This window comes from Paenibacillus sp. A3 (genome assembly GCF_001399685.1).
Classification (GTDB): domain Bacteria; phylum Bacillota; class Bacilli; order Paenibacillales; family NBRC-103111; genus Paenibacillus_G.
Genome location: NZ_JTHN01000041.1, coordinates 94,932 through 113,274, shown reverse-complemented (window position 1 = coordinate 113,274; position 18,343 = coordinate 94,932). Strand labels below are relative to the sequence as shown.

Annotated in this window: 17 protein-coding genes; 13 read left to right on the top strand and 4 right to left on the bottom strand. The window is 52.8% G+C overall.

The features are described from left to right. The 3 genes from QJ48_RS37360 to QJ48_RS06245 all read left to right on the top strand — a co-directional run. Positions 1-1,203: hypothetical protein (locus QJ48_RS37360; RefSeq protein ID WP_054972785.1), on the top strand; the 1,203-nt coding region annotated here is incomplete at its 5' end. Between the two features lie 20 nt (positions 1,204-1,223). Further along, the gene (locus tag QJ48_RS06250; RefSeq protein WP_054972778.1) at positions 1,224-2,210 is read left to right on the top strand and encodes a glycosyltransferase family 2 protein; all 987 of its coding nucleotides are present in this window, start codon (positions 1,224-1,226) and stop codon (positions 2,208-2,210) included. Next, the gene (locus QJ48_RS06245; protein WP_054972777.1) at positions 2,207-2,596 is read left to right on the top strand and encodes a GtrA family protein; all 390 of its coding nucleotides are present in this window, start codon (positions 2,207-2,209) and stop codon (positions 2,594-2,596) included. The genes QJ48_RS06250 and QJ48_RS06245 overlap by 4 nt, the downstream gene beginning before the upstream one ends. Positions 2,597-2,872: 276 nt before the next feature. On the opposite strand, the gene QJ48_RS06240 is transcribed toward QJ48_RS06245, so the two are convergent. Further along, complete coding sequence (locus tag QJ48_RS06240; protein WP_054972776.1) at positions 2,873-4,051, bottom strand: metallophosphoesterase; 1,179 nt, start codon at positions 4,049-4,051, stop codon at positions 2,873-2,875. Between the two features lie 953 nt (positions 4,052-5,004). Between QJ48_RS06240 and ilvB the strand changes: the two genes are divergently transcribed. The 8 genes from ilvB to rfbD all read left to right on the top strand — a co-directional run bounded on the left by ilvB (position 5,005) and on the right by rfbD (position 13,610). Next, the gene (gene ilvB, locus QJ48_RS06235) at positions 5,005-6,747 is read left to right on the top strand and encodes a biosynthetic-type acetolactate synthase large subunit (protein WP_054972775.1); all 1,743 of its coding nucleotides are present in this window, start codon (positions 5,005-5,007) and stop codon (positions 6,745-6,747) included. Further along, positions 6,744-7,232 (top strand): acetolactate synthase small subunit, encoded by a 489-nt coding sequence (gene ilvN, locus QJ48_RS06230; RefSeq protein WP_036693781.1) that lies wholly within the window; start codon positions 6,744-6,746, stop codon positions 7,230-7,232. Before ilvB ends, ilvN begins: the two co-directional genes overlap by 4 nt. A 159-nt stretch (positions 7,233-7,391) precedes the next feature. Next, entirely contained in the window at positions 7,392-8,384 is a 993-nt protein-coding gene (ilvC, locus tag QJ48_RS06225; protein ID WP_010499554.1) for a ketol-acid reductoisomerase, read from the top strand. A gap of 158 nt (positions 8,385-8,542) precedes the next feature. Continuing rightward, positions 8,543-10,090: a 2-isopropylmalate synthase gene (locus tag QJ48_RS06220; RefSeq protein WP_054972774.1), complete on the top strand. Its 1,548-nt coding sequence runs from the start codon at positions 8,543-8,545 to the stop codon at positions 10,088-10,090. Between the two features lie 325 nt (positions 10,091-10,415). Then, entirely contained in the window at positions 10,416-11,156 is a 741-nt protein-coding gene (locus QJ48_RS06215; protein ID WP_054972773.1) for a sugar phosphate nucleotidyltransferase, read from the top strand. A 30-nt stretch (positions 11,157-11,186) separates the two neighbouring features. After that, complete coding sequence (gene rfbC, locus QJ48_RS06210) at positions 11,187-11,735, top strand: dTDP-4-dehydrorhamnose 3,5-epimerase (protein ID WP_054972772.1); 549 nt, start codon at positions 11,187-11,189, stop codon at positions 11,733-11,735. Between the two features lie 10 nt (positions 11,736-11,745). Then, positions 11,746-12,768 (top strand): dTDP-glucose 4,6-dehydratase, encoded by a 1,023-nt coding sequence (gene rfbB, locus QJ48_RS06205; protein WP_054972771.1) that lies wholly within the window; start codon positions 11,746-11,748, stop codon positions 12,766-12,768. After that, complete coding sequence (gene rfbD / locus QJ48_RS06200) at positions 12,768-13,610, top strand: dTDP-4-dehydrorhamnose reductase (RefSeq protein WP_054972770.1); 843 nt, start codon at positions 12,768-12,770, stop codon at positions 13,608-13,610. Before rfbB ends, rfbD begins: the two co-directional genes overlap by 1 nt. A gap of 137 nt (positions 13,611-13,747) precedes the next feature. Here rfbD and QJ48_RS06195 read toward each other — a convergent pair whose 3' ends face one another. Then, complete coding sequence (locus QJ48_RS06195) at positions 13,748-14,950, bottom strand: PLP-dependent aminotransferase family protein (protein ID WP_054972769.1); 1,203 nt, start codon at positions 14,948-14,950, stop codon at positions 13,748-13,750. A gap of 206 nt (positions 14,951-15,156) precedes the next feature. On the opposite strand from QJ48_RS06195, the gene QJ48_RS06190 reads away from it, so the two are divergent. Beyond that, complete coding sequence (locus QJ48_RS06190; RefSeq protein ID WP_054972768.1) at positions 15,157-15,981, top strand: helix-turn-helix domain-containing protein; 825 nt, start codon at positions 15,157-15,159, stop codon at positions 15,979-15,981. 131 nt (positions 15,982-16,112) lie between these two features. Then, the gene (locus QJ48_RS06185; RefSeq protein WP_054972767.1) at positions 16,113-17,012 is read left to right on the top strand and encodes a hypothetical protein; all 900 of its coding nucleotides are present in this window, start codon (positions 16,113-16,115) and stop codon (positions 17,010-17,012) included. A 315-nt stretch (positions 17,013-17,327) separates the two neighbouring features. Here the strand turns inward: QJ48_RS06185 and QJ48_RS06180 are convergent, their stop codons facing one another. Next, the gene (locus QJ48_RS06180) at positions 17,328-17,552 is read right to left on the bottom strand and encodes a helix-turn-helix transcriptional regulator (protein ID WP_054972766.1); all 225 of its coding nucleotides are present in this window, start codon (positions 17,550-17,552) and stop codon (positions 17,328-17,330) included. A gap of 19 nt (positions 17,553-17,571) precedes the next feature. Continuing rightward, on the bottom strand, positions 17,572-18,144 hold the full coding sequence (locus tag QJ48_RS06175; RefSeq protein WP_054972765.1) for a DUF2975 domain-containing protein: 573 nt from the start codon (positions 18,142-18,144) through the stop codon (positions 17,572-17,574). Positions 18,145-18,343: the final 199 nt, after the last annotated feature.

The following is an 18,343-nucleotide window of genomic DNA, read 5'->3' as shown; positions in this document are numbered from 1 at the left end:
AGCTTCAGCTGTAACCCGTTCATGTTCCTGTTCGGCGCGAACGGACTTAGCGATGCGCCGTTTATTTTTTTCATCATGTATGCGGTTGTCCATCTGACGCATTGGATTTACGGGCGGCGCGTCGGCAGTCTGATCAAAGTGAGCTTTGCGCTGGCGCTTGCTTTTTGGACCCGATACGAAGCGGTGCCTCTGGGAGCGGCGGTCGCTCTGGCCATCATCCTGATCGTTCTGCGGATTCCGCCGACGGACCCTCGGGTCGACCTGCCGAGGCGGCAGTACGGATTGCTGCACAAGCTGTTCCATATCGAGGGGACATGGTCGATGGTTATGGCGCCGGTCGTGTTTTCCGGACTGCTGTGGCTTTGGTTCAACTACAGCATCATGGGAGACGCGCTTTATTTCCTGCGTTCCGAATACTCAAACGTGGCTCAGGCGCAAGGGCTGGCGACTGAGCAGGCCTTTGTGGACATGATGGGCAATCCGCTGCTCGGTCTGGTGTTTGTGGCCAAGAAAACGGCTTATTATTCGCTTCCGCTGGCCGCCGTCGTGCTGCTGCGGCTCTGGAACCGGCGCTGGTTCCTGTGGGACCTGCTGGTGCTGCTGCTGCTGTTCGTCTCGATCGTCGCGCTGCAGTTCCTCATGCTCATGAAAGGAACGTCTTACGGCTGGTTCCGTTACTTCATGTACGTGTTTCCGATCACCGTGGCCTGGCTGCCGTACGAGCTTGCCCGGGTGAAACGGTCCTTCGTCAATTACGGGATCGTGCTGGCCGGGATGCTGGGAGCCTGCGTCGTGCTCGGGTACGCCTGGACGAACCCGCAGATTGCTCCGGACGAGAACAAGTATTTGCATGCGTCGCAGTATGCGGCTTCCCAACAGGTGGAGAAGGAGATTGCCCGTTATTTGGACACGGAGCTGAAGGGCCACAACATTTTGATGGACTCGTACTCCGCTTATTCGGTCATTCTGAACAGCAGACATCCTGACAAATTTTTGATCACCAGCGATTTCGAATTTACTCCTTCGCTGAAAGATCCGGTCGGCCGGGGCGTCGATTTTATTCTTACGGCGAAGCCGGACAAGAGTTCGGCGCTAAGTGCCGAGGAGCGGACGTATAAAGATTTCTACGAGACGGGCACGGAATGGACGGAGCTGTATAAGGAATTCGGGGGCAAATGGAGATTGTACAAGGTCATTCGTTAGCAAGAGGGAGGCGGGGAAACGTGGAACGCGCGGAGCCCGAGATTACCGTCATTATACCGGTTTATAACGAGGAAATTCATATTTACCGCTCGCTGCAGCATATTGAAGAGGAACTGAAACGGCTGACAGCTTCTTACGAGATCATCGTCATCGACGACGGTTCGCGGGACGGCACATGGGAGCAGCTGATTTTGTCCGGGCAGCGTTCACCCCGGCTGACCGCGCTGCGGCTGAGCCGCAATTTCGGCAAGGAGCTGGCGCTCTGCGCCGGGCTAGAGCATGCGTTGGGACGGGGGGTCATTATTATGGACTCTGACCTGCAGCACCCGCCGGCGCTGCTTCCCGAGATGGTCCGGCTGTGGCGAGAGGAAGGCAAGGAGATCGTGGAATGCGTCAAGCAGGACCGGGGCAAGGAGTCGCTGGATAAGGCGGTCGGCTCCGCACTGTTCTACAGCATCCTCAACCGGCTGTCCGGCTTCGATCTGCGCGGCGCGTCGGATTTCAAACTGCTGGACCGGAAGGTCGTGCAGGCATGGCGGGAAATGCCGGAGCGGAACATATTTTTCCGCGGGATGACGGCATGGCTCGGCTTCAACCGGGCGCAGATTTCGTTCGAGGTGCCGGAGCGGACGGACGGTCACAGCCAATGGAGCTTTTTCGGCCTCATGAAGCTGGCGGTGAACGCCGTGGTTGCATTTTCTTCCATTCCGCTGCGGTTTGTCAGCCTGTTCGGAATCGTATTCCTGCTTGGCGCCGCCGTGCTCGGGGTCCAGACGCTGTATCAGAAAATCGTCGGCAATGCAGTGACCGGCTTTACGACGGTCATCCTGCTGCTGCTCGTCATCGGCAGCGTCATTATGATTTCGCTCGGGATCATCGGCGAGTACATCGCCTCCATTTACAACGAAGTGAAGGGAAGGCCGCGGTACTTGGTCAGCCAGCGCATCTTCAGCGAAGCGTCCGCCGCGGCCGGCGAGGAAAGCCGCCGGGTGGGCGAGGTTTCATGACGCTGCGGCTGCTCTTTCGGTACGGCATCGTCGGGCTGCTCGGGACGGCGCTTCATTTTGCGGCGCTGTTTGTGCTCGTCGAAGCGGCGAAGCTGCATCCGGTGCCGGCCTCGGCGCTCGGGTTCGTGCTTGTGCTGCTGGTATCGTACGCGCTGAATCGGCGCTGGACGTTTCAGGCTTCCGCCTCGGGCTGGAAGCCGCTTGCCAAATATACGGTCGTGTCCGTCGCCGGCCTGCTGCTCAACACCGGCCTCATGTATTTGGCCGTGGACCGGCTGCACTGGCACTATGCCGTCGGCCAATGTCTCGTTGTCGTTGCCGTGCCGCTTTCGAACTTTTTGTTTAATTATTACTGGACGTTTCGCGAAAAAAGGTCCGGTGAATAAGAAGCCGCCGAGCGGGCTGAGCTTGTTGAGAAAGTGGTGAATTGAGGTAATAGAGGTGTACGAATGGGTGGGGTATCTACTTCCGGCCGCTGTTGTCAGCGGGAAACTTTGATTGAAGCCGCTTAACAGCGGTTATTTCCCGCAGACAAAGGCGAACGCTATCGCTTCTCCCACCTACGTACATATCTCTATTTTTGATTAGACCATTTTCTCAACACTCTGCAGCCGCCGAGCGGCCTGCTCTTATTCATCGGACCTTAAAAATAAGCCAGCCGCTCACTTCTTCTGGGCCAGCGGCACGGTAAACTGCGCTTCCGGAATCCACTGCTTCCGGTAAAAATCCCTGCCCTTGATCCGGACACGGTCCGGATACACCTCGACGTACAGCCCTTCGCTTTCAGCCTTGCCCTTCAGCTTTTCCGCTCCTTTGCCGTCACTCGTCCACGTTTCGGACACCGAGGCGGTGTTGACCATCGTGAAGCCGTCCCGCACCAGCGTATCCGGCTGATTCAGCTCCCAGTGCGAATGGCTGCTGAAGTAGATGACCTGCGGATACTGCGACAAGGTCGCCTTCAGCTCCTCGTGCTGAATGACGGCCCGGCTATTCGTGCAGCAGAAATGGGTTCCCGATACCGTGGCAGGCAGCGGCTGATGCAGGAAGACGAAGACCGGCTTGTTCGAGCCGGCGTCTTTTTTCAGCGTCTGCCTCAGCCATTCCAATTGCTCGGGCGACAAATAAGCGTCCTCCGCATTATTCTGGTCGGACTGCCGGTACCGCTCCGAGCCAAGGAAGATAAAGTGATAGCCCTTGATGGTCTTGTCGTAATAGACCTTGTTCTCACCGGAGAACGCGAGGAACCGGGAAATCGACGCCTGCTCCGTTTCTCCATTCGGGAAGCCGTCCGGGTTCCAACGGGTACGGCTGCTGTACCAGGCTTTGTAAAACTCGTGGTTGCCGATATTGTACAAGACGCTCTCCGGATGCGGCGCGCTTTGCATGAGCTCCTTTAGCTTGGCGTAGTCCTCGGGCATGCCTTCGGTTAAATCCCCGTTGATCACGAGCGTGTCGGCCGACGGATTGATTTCGTTCAGGTCGTTCAATACGTGAACCAGCTTCTCGTGCGACGCATCCTCCCACGATTGAACGTGGATATCGCTGATGACGGGAAAGGTCAGCACCGGACTTCCGTCCGTTTGGGGTTGAACGCTTCCGGCGGCCGCGTCTTGTGGCGGCTTCGTTTGCGGAGCGGAGCCGGAGATAGCCGTCGGCGGGGCTGGCGACACGGCTTCGCCGCCCAGGAGCGGGCCGGTTGCGGTGGAAGCTTGGCTTATGGCTTGTCCCATGCCGGTTGCCATCAGTTCGGAACCGACGGCAAAAGGAGCGGCTGCAGCGGTTGCAAGGGCGCCGGAGATCAAGGTGATGGACAGGACGGCGGATTGCAGCATGTCTCGCATGAAATCACTCCTTTTTCTAGTTGCGCTTTTTTTGCTTTTTCGGTCTTTTATATACTTCGGCGTTCGGCTCCTCCGTTTTGACCCATTGCGGTAAACTTTTCTCCATCATGGCTATTATTGGCCTGAAGCCGCAAGATTGAAGACGAGTTCATTCTGGTAAAAGTTTCAGTGTATCCAATTTTCGGTTGGCCGTTCTCCGTTCCTTGGTCGCGGGGCTCCTTTTTAACATAACCAAAGTTTGTTATTGCTTCGTCAAGCCGGCAAGAATTGTTTGTGAAACCAACGAGAGGCATTCACGAAATCTTCATTCGATGCGACGGCAATCGGCAGCCGCGGGGAAGGAGCGCTTGCAATCGGGCTCTCCGAAAGAGTCTCTGGTCTGACTTTGTGTAAAGAAAACGCAAACGCCGTCTCCGACTTGAGCGGGAGGTCCCGGGTCAAGGGCTTTTCCGCGTCCGTTTTTTCGGCTGGAATGATGCTTGACTAAAAAATCGATTCGGCATATAATACAAAAAAACACATCAGATATATCGGCTATGAAGAGGACGAAGTTATAAGGGCTCTTATGTTCAGAGAGCAGCGGAGATGCTGAAACCAATGCCTTAACCCCTTATGTACGAGCTCACCTCGGAGCTGTTTTCCTGAAAGCTTGTCGCATAGCATCAGGCTTTACCGCTTGAAAGCGACAATGTTACTAGGGAAAATCGGATTGGCACACGTTACCGTGCTGAAGGTAAGAGACGCGAACTCGCGGGTCGTCATCGTGCTAGCCGATGAGGATTGCTGCGGCGCGCATTACCTGCTAAGGTTATTTGCCGTGAGGCATCTAACAAATTCTGGGTGGTACCACGGAAGATTAACCCCTTTCGTCCCGTCAGACGCACATGCTGCGTTTGGGGATGAGAGGGGTTTTTTAGTCGTTTGTCGGATTATCTGAGAGGAGGCCAATATTCATGATCGTCCAAACCACACAAAAGTCAAAGGTACAGCTTCGCGAAGAGCTGCTGAAGCCGGACGTCATTACCGGTTCGGAAATGCTGCTTCGCAGCCTGCTGCTGGAGGACGTGGATTGCGTCTTCGGTTATCCCGGCGGAGCGGTCTTATATATTTACGATGCCATGCACGGCAATCCGGATTTCAACCATTTGCTGACGCGGCACGAGCAAGGCGCGATTCACGCAGCCGACGGGTACGCCCGTTCGACCGGCAAGGTAGGCGTCTGTATCGCCACCTCGGGTCCGGGAGCAACGAACCTCGTTACCGGAATTGCGACGGCTTACATGGATTCGGTGCCGCTCGTGGTCATCACGGGCAACGTAGCGACATCGGTCATTGGTACGGACGCGTTCCAAGAGGCGGACATTACCGGCATCACGATGCCGATTACGAAGCACAGCTACTTGGTGCGCGACGTGAAAGATTTGCCGCGCATTATCAAAGAAGCGTTCCATATCGCTTCGACCGGCCGCAGAGGCCCGGTTCTGATCGATATTCCGAAGGACGTCTCGAACGATACGGCGCCGTTCTACTATCCGGAGAAGGTGGACATCCGCGGCTACAATCCGACGGTGCAGCCGAACAAGCTCCAAGTCGACAAGATGCTGGAGGCGATCGCCGAGAGCGAGCGTCCGGTGATCATTGCCGGCGGCGGCGTTGTCTATGCGGATGCGGCGGAACAGCTTCTCGAGTTCGTTAACAAAACGCGGATTCCTGTCGCCACGACGCTGCTTGGCTTGGGAGGCTTCCCGAGCGCGCACGAGCTGTGGCTCGGCATGCCGGGGATGCACGGAACGTACACCGCCAACAACGCGCTGCAAAACTGCGATCTGCTGATCGGCATCGGCGCCCGGTTCGACGACCGCGTCACGATGAAGGTGGACGGCTTTGCGCCGAAGGCGAAAAAAATCGTCCACATCGACGTGGACCCGGCGGAAATCGGCAAAATCGTCGAAACGGCGATCCCGGTCGTCGGCGACGTGAAGGCCGCGCTGCAGCTTGCCAACCTGAAGGCGAAGCCGTCCCGATCGGAGAAATGGATCGAATGGGTGCAGGAGACGAAGCGGAATTTCCCGCTGCGCTATAAAGATTCCGACACGGAGTTGAAGCCGCAGTACGTTATCGAGATGATCCACGAGACGACCAAGGGCGAAGCGATCGTGACGACGGACGTCGGCCAGCATCAGATGTGGGCGGCGCAGTATTACAAATTCAATCATCCGCGTTCCTGGATCACCTCGGGCGGCCTCGGCACGATGGGCTTTGGCTTCCCGTCGGCGATCGGCGCGCAGAAGGCGCACCCGGACCGGCTGGTCGTCTCGATCAACGGCGACGGCGGCATGCAGATGTGCTCCCAGGAGCTCGCGGTTTGCGCGATTCACCAAATTCCGGTCAAAATCGTCGTCATCAACAACCAGGTGCTCGGTATGGTGCGCCAGTGGCAGGAAATCATTTATGACAACCGGTACAGCCACATTGACCTGGCCGGCAGCCCGGATTTCGTGAAGCTGGCGGAAGCTTACGGCGTGAAGGGTCTGCGCGCGACGAACAAAGACGAAGCCCAACGCGCTTGGCAGGAAGCGCTGGATACCCCGGGTCCCGTGCTCGTCGAATTCGTCGTCCGGAAGCACGAGAACGTGTTCCCGATGGTAACGCAGGGCTCGACGATAGACCAAATGTTAATGGGGGATTCGGAATGACACGCAAACACACCATATCCGTTCTAGTGAACAACCAGCCCGGTGTGCTGCAACGCGTATCCGGCCTGTTCGGCCGCCGGGGCTTCAATATCGAGAGCATTACGGTGGGCGAGTCCGAGGAAAAAGGGCTCTCCCGCATGGTTATCGTCACGACGGGAGACGACAAGACGCTGGAGCAGGTTTCCAAGCAGCTCTATAAGCTGATCGACGTGATCAAAGTCGTCGACCTGAGCGCTCATCCGATGGTGGCGCGCGAGCTGGCGCTGATCAAAGTCAACGCCGAACCAAGCATGCGGCCGGAAATTCTCGGCGTCGTCGAGACGTTCCGCGCGGCTATCGTCGATATCGGTCCGAGCTCGCTGATCGTGCAGGTGGTCGGGGATTCCGAGAAAATCGAAGCCATGACCGAGCTGCTTAAGCCTTACGGCATTAAGGAGCTGTCCCGCACCGGCGTAACCGCCATGATTCGCGGTATGATTAAATAATTCATTTTTCGTTTTATTACTAATATCAAGATGGTCCTGTGAACGGGGGCTCATGCGGATGACAGGGCCAACCCGGCCGGCGGTCCGAGCTTCCTGTCCCCCGTCGTCCGTTCGAGCACCCGTTCACAGGGTTTTAATTCAAAGGAGGAGCTATTATCCATGGCAGTTACGATGTACTATGAAAAAGACGCTGATTTGAACGTATTGAAAGGGAAAACGATCGCCATCATCGGCTACGGCAGCCAAGGCCACGCCCAAGCGCAAAACCTGCGCGACAGCGGCTTGAAAGTCATCATCGGACTTCGTCAAGGCCGTTCCTTCGAGCAAGCGAAAAACGACGGTTTCGAAGTTTACTCCGTAGCGGAAGCGACCAAGCTTGCTGACGTCGTACAGCTTCTGATGCCGGACGAAACCCAAGCGAGCGTATACAAAAACGAAATCGAACCGAACCTGAAGCATGGCGCAGCTATCATGTTCTCCCACGGCTTCAACGTTCATTTCGGCCAAATTCAACCGTCTGCGGATAAAGACGTATTCCTCGTCGCTCCGAAATCGCCGGGCCACATGGTTCGCCGCGTGTACGTCGAAGGCTTCGGGGTACCCGGCCTGATTGCGGTTGAGCAAGATGCAAGCGGTCAAGCGAAAGCTATCGGCTTGGCATATGCCAAAGGGATCGGCTGCACCCGCGCGGGCGTCATCGAAACATCGTTCCGCGAAGAAACCGAAACCGACCTGTTCGGTGAGCAAGCCGTTCTGTGCGGCGGTGCTTCCGCGCTCGTTAAAGCAGGCTTCGAAACGCTGGTGGAAGCAGGCTACGCGCCGGAAATGGCTTACTTCGAGTGCTTGCACGAGCTGAAGCTGATCGTTGACCTGATGTACGAAGGCGGCCTCGCGACGATGAGACATTCCATCTCCAACACGGCGGAGTATGGCGACTATGTCACAGGTCCTCGCATCATTACGGAAGAAACGAAGAAAGAAATGAAACGCGTCCTGTCCGACATCCAACAAGGCAAATTCGCCCGCGACTTCATTTTGGAGAACCAATCGGGCCGTGCGTTCCTGACAGCTACCCGCCGTCTGGAAGCCGAGCATCCGATCGAGCAAGTCGGTTCCCAGCTGCGCGAATTGATGCACTGGATCAAGAAGTAATACGGCAGACAATCTCAACGTATAACGGAGAAGCGGCATAAGGTCGGTTTGAAGCGGCGCAGGGAATGGACAACAAGAGATCCGATCCCTGCCCGTTTCGGATCGCACCTTTTTCTGCTTTAATGCAAGTCATTTCCAAAGGAGGCCGGCCAAGACCCATGAGAAAAATTTATATTTTCGATACGACGCTTCGTGACGGCGAACAGTCGCCGGGCGTCAACCTGAACATGCAGGAAAAAGTCGAGATTGCGCTGCAGCTCGAGAAGCTCGGCGTCGATCGGATGGAAGCCGGCTTCCCGGCAGCCTCGCCCGGAGACTTGGCGGGTGTCAGCGCCGTGGCCCGCGCCGTGAAAAATGCCTCGGTTATCGCCCTGTCGCGTTCCCGCGAGCAGGACATCGAGGCGGCCCGCGAAGCGCTGAAGGATGCGCAGGACCCGTGTCTGCATTTGTTCCTCGCTACCTCGCCGATTCACCGCCAGCACAAGCTGCGGATGGAAAAGCACCAAGTGCTTGAAACGGCGGAAGCGGCGATCCGTTACGCGAAGAAGTATTTCAGCAAAATCGAGTTTTCGCCGGAAGATGCCGGCCGTACCGAGCTCGATTTTCTGTGCGAAGTGACGGAGATGGCGATCCGCGCGGGCGCGACGGTTGTGAACATCCCGGATACGGTCGGTTACATGACGCCTTATGAATACGGCAACATTTTCAAGACATTGAAAGAGAACGTGCCGGGCATCCAGAAAATTCAGCTCAGCGCGCACTGTCACGACGACTTGGGCATGGCGACGGCGAATGCGCTGGCGGCGATTCTGAACGGAGCGGACCAGATCGAAGGGACGATCAACGGCATCGGCGAACGCGCAGGCAATACGTCGATCGAGGAAGTGGCGATGGCGCTAGAGACGCGTCAGGAGTTTTTCCAAGCGAAGACGACGCTCACGCTGTCCGAGATTGCCCGTACGAGCCGTTTGGTCAGCAAGCTGACCGGTATGGTCGTGCCGGGCAACAAGGCGATTGTCGGCGCCAATGCGTTCGCGCACGAATCCGGTATCCATCAGGACGGCATGCTGAAGGAAAAGACGACGTACGAGATTATGTCGCCGGAGACGATCGGGCTCAAGGAGAGCAAGCTGGTGCTCGGCAAGCACTCCGGACGCCATGCGTTCCGCGAGAAGCTGGTCGACCTCGGCTACAACCTCGACGACGAGCATGTGAATGCCGCGTTCGCCAAGTTCAAAGACTTGGCCGACAAGAAGAAGAACGTCACGGACGAAGACATTGTCGCACTGCTCGAAGAGAAGCTGATCGAGACGCCCGAGGTGTTCTCGCTTGAGACGATTCAAGTCTCGTACGGCAATCAATCGACTCCGACGGCTACCGTGCGGATTAAGCTGCTGGAAGGCGGCCACCTGGAAGAAGCGGCCGTCGGCAACGGCTCTGTCGATGCGATCTACAAAGCGATCGACAAGGCGACCAAGGAAGAAGTCGAGCTCGACGACTATTCGATCCAATCGGTTACGCACGGCAAGGATGCGCTTGGCGAAGTGCACGTGGTGCTGAAGCAGGGCGATTACGCCGTGCTCGGCCGCGGCGTTAGCACGGATATTCTCGAAGCGAGCGCCCGCGCGTACGTGGACGCGATCAACCGCTTGATCGAGAAGCGCAAAAGTCCGGCCCGCAGCCGCGATAATGTGACGTTGATATAAGAATAGGCACATTTCTTGTTTGTTTTTGCCGGCTCCTTGGGTGCCGGCTTTTTTCGTTCAATCCGCATGATTCCCCAACCTTATTTCGATACCTGCAGACTGAGTTTATGTAAAAAGATACTATGTACTTAGAACTAAAGAAACGCATTTCAATGGCCGATATATAATGTGTGATATCCAAGAGATGTCTCCTTTAGAGGGAGAGGTATGATAGCAGCCTGCCTTTCAACAAAAGGAGATTTTTTGTTCAACGATGTTTCTTGAACAAATTTCTTTTTAAAGTGGATCCGTTTCAGCTTATTTCATACATTATACGGAGGTCGACATGAAAGGAATTATACTTGCAGGCGGAACCGGTTCCAGGCTCTATCCTCTTACGAAAGTAACGAATAAACATCTTTTGCCAGTAGGTAAGTATCCTATGATTTACCACGCGATTCATAAATTGATTCAAGCAGATATTTATGAAATTCTTATTGTAACTGGCCGGGAACATATGGGTGATGTAGTCAACCTTTTGGGCAGCGGTCATGAATTTGGAGTAACTTTTACGTATAAAGTGCAAGATCAAGCTGGCGGAATTGCTCAAGCTTTGGGATTGGCTCAAAATTTTGTCGGTCAGGATTCCATGGTGGTTATTTTAGGAGATAATGTGTTTGAAGATAATATAAGTCCTTATGTCCAAAATTTCGATAAACAAAGCCAAGGAGCAAAGATTCTCCTCAAAGAGGTTCATGATCCTGAACGTTACGGTGTTGCGGAACTATCGATGGAAAAAATTGTTTCTATCGAAGAAAAACCAGTAGTACCGAAAAGTTCATTAGCCGTAACCGGAATTTATATGTATGATAACAAGGTATTTGATGTTATTAAAACATTGAAGCCTTCGGGGCGTGGAGAGCTTGAAATCACTGACGTAAATAACGCGTACATTCAAAATAATGAATTAACCTATGATGTTCTTCAAGGTTGGTGGACTGACGCTGGAACTCACACTTCCTTAGCAAGGGCAAATGAATTAGCAGTAGGACTTGAATTCGGAGATCATTTTGGCCGTAACATTTAAAAATAAAGTTTACTGATGGAGAGGGTTTTCTTGAAAATATACCCTACAAAGTTTCAAGAAGTGAAGCTGATCGAGCCTATTGTATTTGAAGATTCACGTGGTTTTTTTATGGAGAGCTATAATGAACAAATTTTTAAAATATCAGGTGCTAATTATTCATTTGTTCAAGATAACCATTCCTTATCATGCGATGCGGGTGTGTTGAGAGGGCTTCATTATCAACTGGAACCGAAGGCACAATCAAAGCTTGTAAGGGTAATTGCCGGGGCTATTTTTGATGTTGTTGTTGATATCAGAAAATCCTCGCCCACCTTTGGGGAATGGTATGGTGTTATTTTAAGTGAGTTTAATAAAAGGCAGTTGTTAGTCCCAAAAGGGTTTGCCCATGGTTTCTGTACGTTGGTTCCAAATACTCAAGTCATTTATAAGGTAGACGAATACTACTCACCCGAACATGACCGTGGAATTATATGGAATGACCCAAGTCTTGGTATTGAATGGCCTATAAACAATCCTCAGCTTTCAGCCAAGGATGAAAAGCATTCGTTACTTCAGGATGCTGAAATTAACTTTATTTAATGGAGGCCATATGAAAGTACTAATTACCGGCGGTGCTGGATTTATTGGAAGTAATTTTATTATTTATATGACCCATCGATATCCGAATTATGAATTTGTTAATTTTGATGCTCTTACTTATGCGGGAAATTTGGAAAGTTTGAGATCAGTTCATCTTTTACCAAACTATCGCTTTATTAAAGGAGATATCACGGAACGTGATTTTGTGGAGTCGGTTGTAGCAGACGGAGTAGAGGCTATTGTCAATTTTGCCGCGGAATCTCACGTAGATCGAAGTATTACGGAACCTGATATTTTTGTGAAAACAAACGTTCTAGGGACACAAGTTTTGCTTGATGCGGCAAAGAAGTATAATATTACAAAATTTCTTCAAATCTCTACCGATGAAGTATACGGTACTCTTGGAGAAACCGGTTTATTTACAGAAACGACGCTACTAGCTGCGAACAGCCCGTACTCTTCCAGTAAAGCGGGTGCTGATCTGCTTGTTCGGGCTTATCATGAAACTTATGGTTTACCGATAAATATAACACGATGCTCCAATAACTATGGACCCTATCAATTCCCTGAAAAGCTCATTCCGTTAATGATTATCAATGCAATTAACAATAAATCGCTGCCCGTATATGGGGATGGTTTAAATATTCGAGATTGGCTGCATGTAGAAGACCATTGCTGTGCAATCGATTATGTGCTTCATAAAGGAATTGATGGAGAAGTCTATAATGTTGGAGGGAATAACGAGAAGACGAATATACAGATTGTCAAAACAATTTTGGCGGAGTTAGGGAAATCAGATGATTTGATTCAATTTGTTAAAGACCGCCCTGGGCATGACCGCCGCTATGCAATAGATGCAAGTAAAATTACAAAGGAATTAGGCTGGACCCCTAAATATAATTTTGAATCAGGTATCAAAGAGACGATCCAATGGTATCTGCAAAATCAAGCTTGGTGGGAACGCATTATTAATGGGCAATATCAGCAATATTATGAGAAACAGTACGCCATGCGAATAAATGGGAGAGTGTAATGAGAATATTCGTTACTGGTGCTTCCGGACAATTAGGAACCGATCTCATTGATCTCTTTAAAGAAACAGGATTTGAGGTTTTCGGTACATCTAGTAAGAACTTGGATATCACTGATAGGAAGGCCGTAGAATGCGTAATTTCGGAAAAGTGTCCTGACATTATTGTCCACTCAGCTGCTTATACTAAAGTGGACCAGGCCGAACAAGATATGGATGAAGCATATGCTGTCAACGCTTACGGCACAAGAAATATTGCTATGGCTGCACAGAATTGCAGTGCCAAATTGATATATATCAGTACGGATTATGTATTCGACGGGACATCACAAGTTCCGTATAATGAGTTTTCTCCGACTTCTCCACAAAGCGTTTATGGCAAATCTAAATTAGCAGGGGAACAATTTGTTCGCCAATGGATTCCGAAGCATTATATTATAAGAACTTCTTGGTTATTTGGAAAGCATGGTTCCAATTTTGTAAATACGATGCTAAAATTGGCCGGAGAACGTGCCCAGCTAAATGTAGTGCATGACCAGTTCGGCTCGCCTACGTATACGGCAGACTTAGCTGAGTTCGTATTGCAATTACTGGATAAAGAATTGTATGGGACGTATCATGCGTCAAATACGGGCGTATGCTCATGGTACGAATTTAGTAAAGAAATCTTTCAACAGGCTGGATTGCAGCATGTACAGGTAAACCCTGTGAGCACATCAGAATTTCCGCGTCCGGCTCCGAGACCTTCATACTCCGTGATGGATCATATGGCTATTCGGGTAAATGGTCTTAAAGATTTACGCCACTGGAAGGAAGCACTTTCAGCTTTTTTATTGCAAAAATAATTGATCAACACCAATAAAAAGAATGCAATTCCATAGATTATGGGACTTGTTTTATAAGTCTTGGAAACATAAAAACCGTTCACTTTCTTACGTGTGGTGAACGGTTTTTTAGTGTTCAAGAATTTACCTTCGTTCGCTCAACGTGCCGTAGTCTGCTGCATGCGCTGCAGGGCGCGGTCCAACCGGTCGAAAGCGCGGATCATGTCCTCGCTGTTCGTATGGGTAAAGTTCAGCCGCATCGTGTTCGTCTGCGGTTCGTTCGCGAAGAAGCTGATGCCCGGGACGAAAGCGACGCCTTCTTCGACAGCCAGCTTAAGCAGCTCCTGCGTGTTGATATGCTCCGGCATTTCCACCCAGACGAACATGCCGCCTTTCGGCTCGATCCACTTCACGCCGTCCCAGTTTTTCGCTTTCATCAGGTCGATCATCTGCCGCATCCGCGTCTCGTAAGCCGTCCGGATCTGATCGATATGGCCGTATAAATCGAAATGCTCAAACAGCTGATGCAGCGCCTGCTGATCCATCGTGCTGGAGTGAAGGTCGGCCGCTTGCTTGGCGCGGGTCATGTGACGGATCACCTGCTCGTCGCCGATGACCCAGCCCGTGCGCAGCGCCGGAGCAACGATTTTCGAGAACGTGCTGGTGTAGACAACCGCGCCGCCATTCGCTTCCTGCTCCAACGAGAAAATCGACGGCATCGGCTCGCCGCCGCCGAAGCGCAGCTCGCCGTACGGGTCGTCCTCCAAAATCAGCACATCGTTGGCTTTGCACAGGTTCAATGTGCTCTGGCGCCGGTCCAAGCTCCACGATTTTCCCGTCGGGTTGGAGAAGGTCGGGATGACGTAAACGAGCTTCGGGCGGTGCTGCTTGATTTTACGTTCCAGATCCTCGGGAATCATGCCGTCCGCGTCGCAGTCGACGGAAATAAGTTTCGCCTGGCGGGATTGGAACACTTGAATAGCAGCCAAGTAAGTCGGCCGCTCGACGAGAATGACGTCGCCCGGATCGATATAGACGCGGGTGAGCAGGTCGATCGCTTGCTGCGACCCTGTCGTCAGCAGCATATTGTCGACGCCGGCGCGGATGCCTTTGCGTTCCAGATGCTTCGAGATGTTCTCGCGCAGCGGCGTATAGCCTTCGGTCAAGCCGTACTGCAGCACGCCCTTGCCCTGCTTGAACACGCGATCGAACGCTTCGTTGACCGCTTCTACCGGAAAATACTGCTCGTTCGGCAAGCCGCCGGCGAGCGAAATGATCGAACGGCCCTGGGTCAATTTCAGGATCTCGCGCACGGCCGACGATTCAAAAGCTTTGGTTGTATCGGAAAAACGGTATTTCATCGGTTTAGGGCTCCTTTGACGAAAAGAAGTGAATGTTGCTCCAATCGATAAATTTAATTGTAAACTTATCGGGGGGAGATGACAACTGCCGCCAAACGCCGACAGCGGCCGTAGTGCCAACAGCCGTTCGTAGGATGCCAAGGTGTCCGGACGACCGGTGTGGTAAACTATTTGTATCAGCACGGAGATGGAAGAGGGCGGACGATGTGGAATCTTACCTGATGTTCGAACCGACGCAGGGGACGCGCACCCCAGGTCATTACGCGGAATACAAGCCTTGCCCCGCACTTAGGGCGTATGTATCGTGCTATTGGAGCTCCCGGACGGATGGAACGGGATTGTGGAACGAATCTGCGGTCACCGTCGTTCCGGACGGCTGTACGGATTTGATTTTCGAATGGGAAGCCGCGGGCGGGGGAGACGTTTCCATCCGTTATTGCGGGGCGTTTGAGCTTCCCTTCAGCCCGGAGCCGAAGCGCGAGGGTGCTTCGGAAACGTTTGCGGTGCGGTTTTTTCCGGGAGGAGCGTACCCCTTTATAGGAGTGCCGCTCGGCGAGTTTAAAAATGCGCTGTTTCGGGGAACGGACGTATGGGGGAAAGCGGCGGGGGAGCTCGGGGAGCATCTGAGGCTTGCCGCAGGGACGGCGGAACGGATCGTCCGTGTCGAAACGGCGCTGCTCCGCCTGTTGGCGGCTGCGGATAATGGCAGGGCCGAAGCACCACCAGCGCTGCATGAGGCGATGATGCGTATTTTTGCGGCCAGGGGGACGATCAGCGTTCAGCAGTTGGCCCGGGCGGGGAATATTAGCGCAAGGCAGCTGCAGCGGCTGTTCGACGGCCGGATCGGGCTGGGACCGAAAACGTTTTGCGGCATTGTCCGGTTTCAAAATATACTGCGCGATGCGGAAAGGCAGCCCAAGCTTTCTTGGCAGGAAGTCGCCGGGGCTTACGGATACTGCGATCAGGCGCATTTTATTCGCGACTTCAAGCGCTTTTACGGCGAGCTTCCTTCCTCGTTGATAATGTCCTAGCAGGTGGTCCGGCCACCATGTACGCAAGGGTTCCCGTTCTCATCCACCGATGTCCGATTTGTTCAATACAAGTCGCCCTAGCCCGGTTACACTGGTATACGGAAATCGAACATCAAGGAGGCGTGTGAGCAATGGAATTCAATAGAGCCGCTGCAGCGGCGGAAGAACGGGCCAAGCACTACCTGCAAACGAAAGCGCGGCCGCTGGAGAAGGCGATGTATAAGTACGAGTTCGAAGGGGGACGCTCGGCGGACGTAGTCAGGGCGCTCGAGCCCTACCAGAACGAAGACGGCGGCTTTGGGCATGGACTGGAGCCGGATATTCGCTGCGAGGCGTCCTCGGCCATTGCCACGACCGTAGCGCTGCAAACGCTGTCCCTGCTTCCCCGGGAGGCAGGCGGGGAGATGACCAGAAAAGCGCTGCGCTACTTTACGCAGACGTACGACCCTGCGATTTCGGGTTGGGACAAGGTGCCGCCGAAGGTTGAGCGGTCCCCTCGGGCTCCATGGTGGAATTACAGCAAGGCGAATCCGTACTGGGGCAATCCGAATGCGGAAATCGCGGGCTACTTTATTCAGTTCCGGGAATGGCCGGAGGCGGAAGGCTGGGCGGACAAGCTGACGGAGCTTGCCGTCGGTAAGCTGTGCGAAGAATCGTCGCTGGACGAATTCCATGAGCTGTTGTGCTACTTGCGCCTGTCCGAGCGGCTCGCCGGCGACCAGTGGGCACGGATCGCCGAGCGGCTCGACACGATGATTGGCCGCTGTGTCACGATCGATCCCGCACAATGGAGCGGGTACGGGCTGCACCCGGTTCAAGTGGCGACAACACGGCAATCTCCATACTACGAGTGGTACAAGGATATCATACCGGTTAATCTGGAATTCATCGTCCGGGGTCAGACGGAGGAGGGGGCTTGGGAGCCGGCGTGGTCTTGGGGACAGTACGAGGACGTATGGCCGCTAGCGAAAGAAGCGTGGAAAAGTGTGCTGACGCTGGGGAACTTGCGGCTGCTGCGGGATTTGCGATAGAGCAGGGGCAGGTGGTCGGAAGCAAGAAAAGCGGCCACCACTGCTGCGGTCTTTGGAACGAATCAGGATGCTTGGGATCAAGCAGTAGTTATTATTCAAACAAAAGAAACCCCGCATAAGGGTTCCTTCAGAGTATTGAGAAAGAGGTTTTGATTTAAGAATAGAGATACATACGGAGGTGGGGTATCTACTGGAGGAGCGATAGCGTTCGCCTTTGTCTGCGGGAAATACCCGCTGCTAAGCGGCTTCTAATAAAAATTTCCTGCAGACAACAGCGACCGGAAGTAGATACCCCACCCCTCTCGTAACCCTCTATTACCTCATTTGGCCACTTTCGGTCTCGTCGATATATTCCATTAAATCGCCGGGCTGGCAGTTTAAAGCTTTGCACAACGCATCAAGCGTCGTAAAGCGAATGGCTTTGCCGTTTTCGTTTTTTAAGATCGACAAATTCGCCGGCGTGATGCCGACCAGTTCGGAGAGCCGGTTTAACGACATTTTACGCTCCGCCATCACGACATCCAGTTTGATTCTTATCATCTTATCGCCTACTTCGCCGTTAAATTGTTTTGCTATTTTCCTCCACTGCATGTACCGCTATTTTTAAAGCCCAAGAGATCAACAGGAGCACGATCCCGCCGGTTATCGTATCGACATAGGACAGGTTGGAAAGCGAAATCTGCGCATTGGAAACCGTTAAGGCCGCAAACGCCTTCGATAACAGAAGGCCGTCCGTATACGTATAGGCCGACCCCGCAACGATGATCGTCAGCCCTAATTTGAAAACAATCGACACGTTCTCATACGAAAAGAGGCTATCTTCATATATATTGTTCAGCAGCTTGCGCATAAACCATAGGAACAAGAGCATGAACAAGAGCATGCACGCCGTGGAAATGAGCGATAGTTGAATAAAGGAAGGATCGGTGTAGAGCTGCGGCTGCTGATAAAAGTTAAGATCGATATAGCTGAATAAAGGCTGGAAGTCTCCGAAGGACCGGGTGAGATCGCTATCCGGGCTCCACAGATGTAAGGAATGTTCCCCTAATGCAAAAATCCCTACCAAGATAACAAAATAAAAACAAATGAGACACAGGATCGCGCCTATTTTAAATATGATCTTTGCTTTCATGAAGGATAACTCCTTTATAGCAGAATTGTAGTAACGAGTCGGGCAAAAGGCTGCTTCAGTTCATTAATCTACCATATTATTTTATCCTAAACAATAAAAATTTATCGTTTATCGATAAAAATTTATTGATTAAGATGATGAAAGCTGCTAAGGTTAAAATTAGAAACTTGAACATGGCAGCATGGAGCTATAGGGGTGA

Excerpts from the sequence above, each read along its gene's own strand:
- QJ48_RS06245 (WP_054972777.1), top strand. The coding sequence starts at position 2,207 with ATGACGCTGCGGCTGCTCTTTCGGTACGGCATCGTCGGGCTGCTCGGG.
- QJ48_RS06240 (WP_054972776.1), bottom strand. The coding sequence starts at position 4,051 with ATGCGAGACATGCTGCAATCCGCCGTCCTGTCCATCACCTTGATCTCC.
- ilvB (WP_054972775.1), top strand. The coding sequence starts at position 5,005 with ATGATCGTCCAAACCACACAAAAGTCAAAGGTACAGCTTCGCGAAGAG.
- ilvN (WP_036693781.1), top strand. The coding sequence starts at position 6,744 with ATGACACGCAAACACACCATATCCGTTCTAGTGAACAACCAGCCCGGT.
- ilvC (WP_010499554.1), top strand. The coding sequence starts at position 7,392 with ATGGCAGTTACGATGTACTATGAAAAAGACGCTGATTTGAACGTATTG.
- QJ48_RS06220 (WP_054972774.1), top strand. The coding sequence starts at position 8,543 with ATGAGAAAAATTTATATTTTCGATACGACGCTTCGTGACGGCGAACAG.
- QJ48_RS06215 (WP_054972773.1), top strand. The coding sequence starts at position 10,416 with ATGAAAGGAATTATACTTGCAGGCGGAACCGGTTCCAGGCTCTATCCT.
- rfbB (WP_054972771.1), top strand. The coding sequence starts at position 11,746 with ATGAAAGTACTAATTACCGGCGGTGCTGGATTTATTGGAAGTAATTTT.
- rfbD (WP_054972770.1), top strand. The coding sequence starts at position 12,768 with ATGAGAATATTCGTTACTGGTGCTTCCGGACAATTAGGAACCGATCTC.
- QJ48_RS06195 (WP_054972769.1), bottom strand. The coding sequence starts at position 14,950 with ATGAAATACCGTTTTTCCGATACAACCAAAGCTTTTGAATCGTCGGCC.
- QJ48_RS06185 (WP_054972767.1), top strand. The coding sequence starts at position 16,113 with ATGGAATTCAATAGAGCCGCTGCAGCGGCGGAAGAACGGGCCAAGCAC.
- QJ48_RS06180 (WP_054972766.1), bottom strand. The coding sequence starts at position 17,552 with ATGATAAGAATCAAACTGGATGTCGTGATGGCGGAGCGTAAAATGTCG.
- QJ48_RS06175 (WP_054972765.1), bottom strand. The coding sequence starts at position 18,144 with ATGAAAGCAAAGATCATATTTAAAATAGGCGCGATCCTGTGTCTCATT.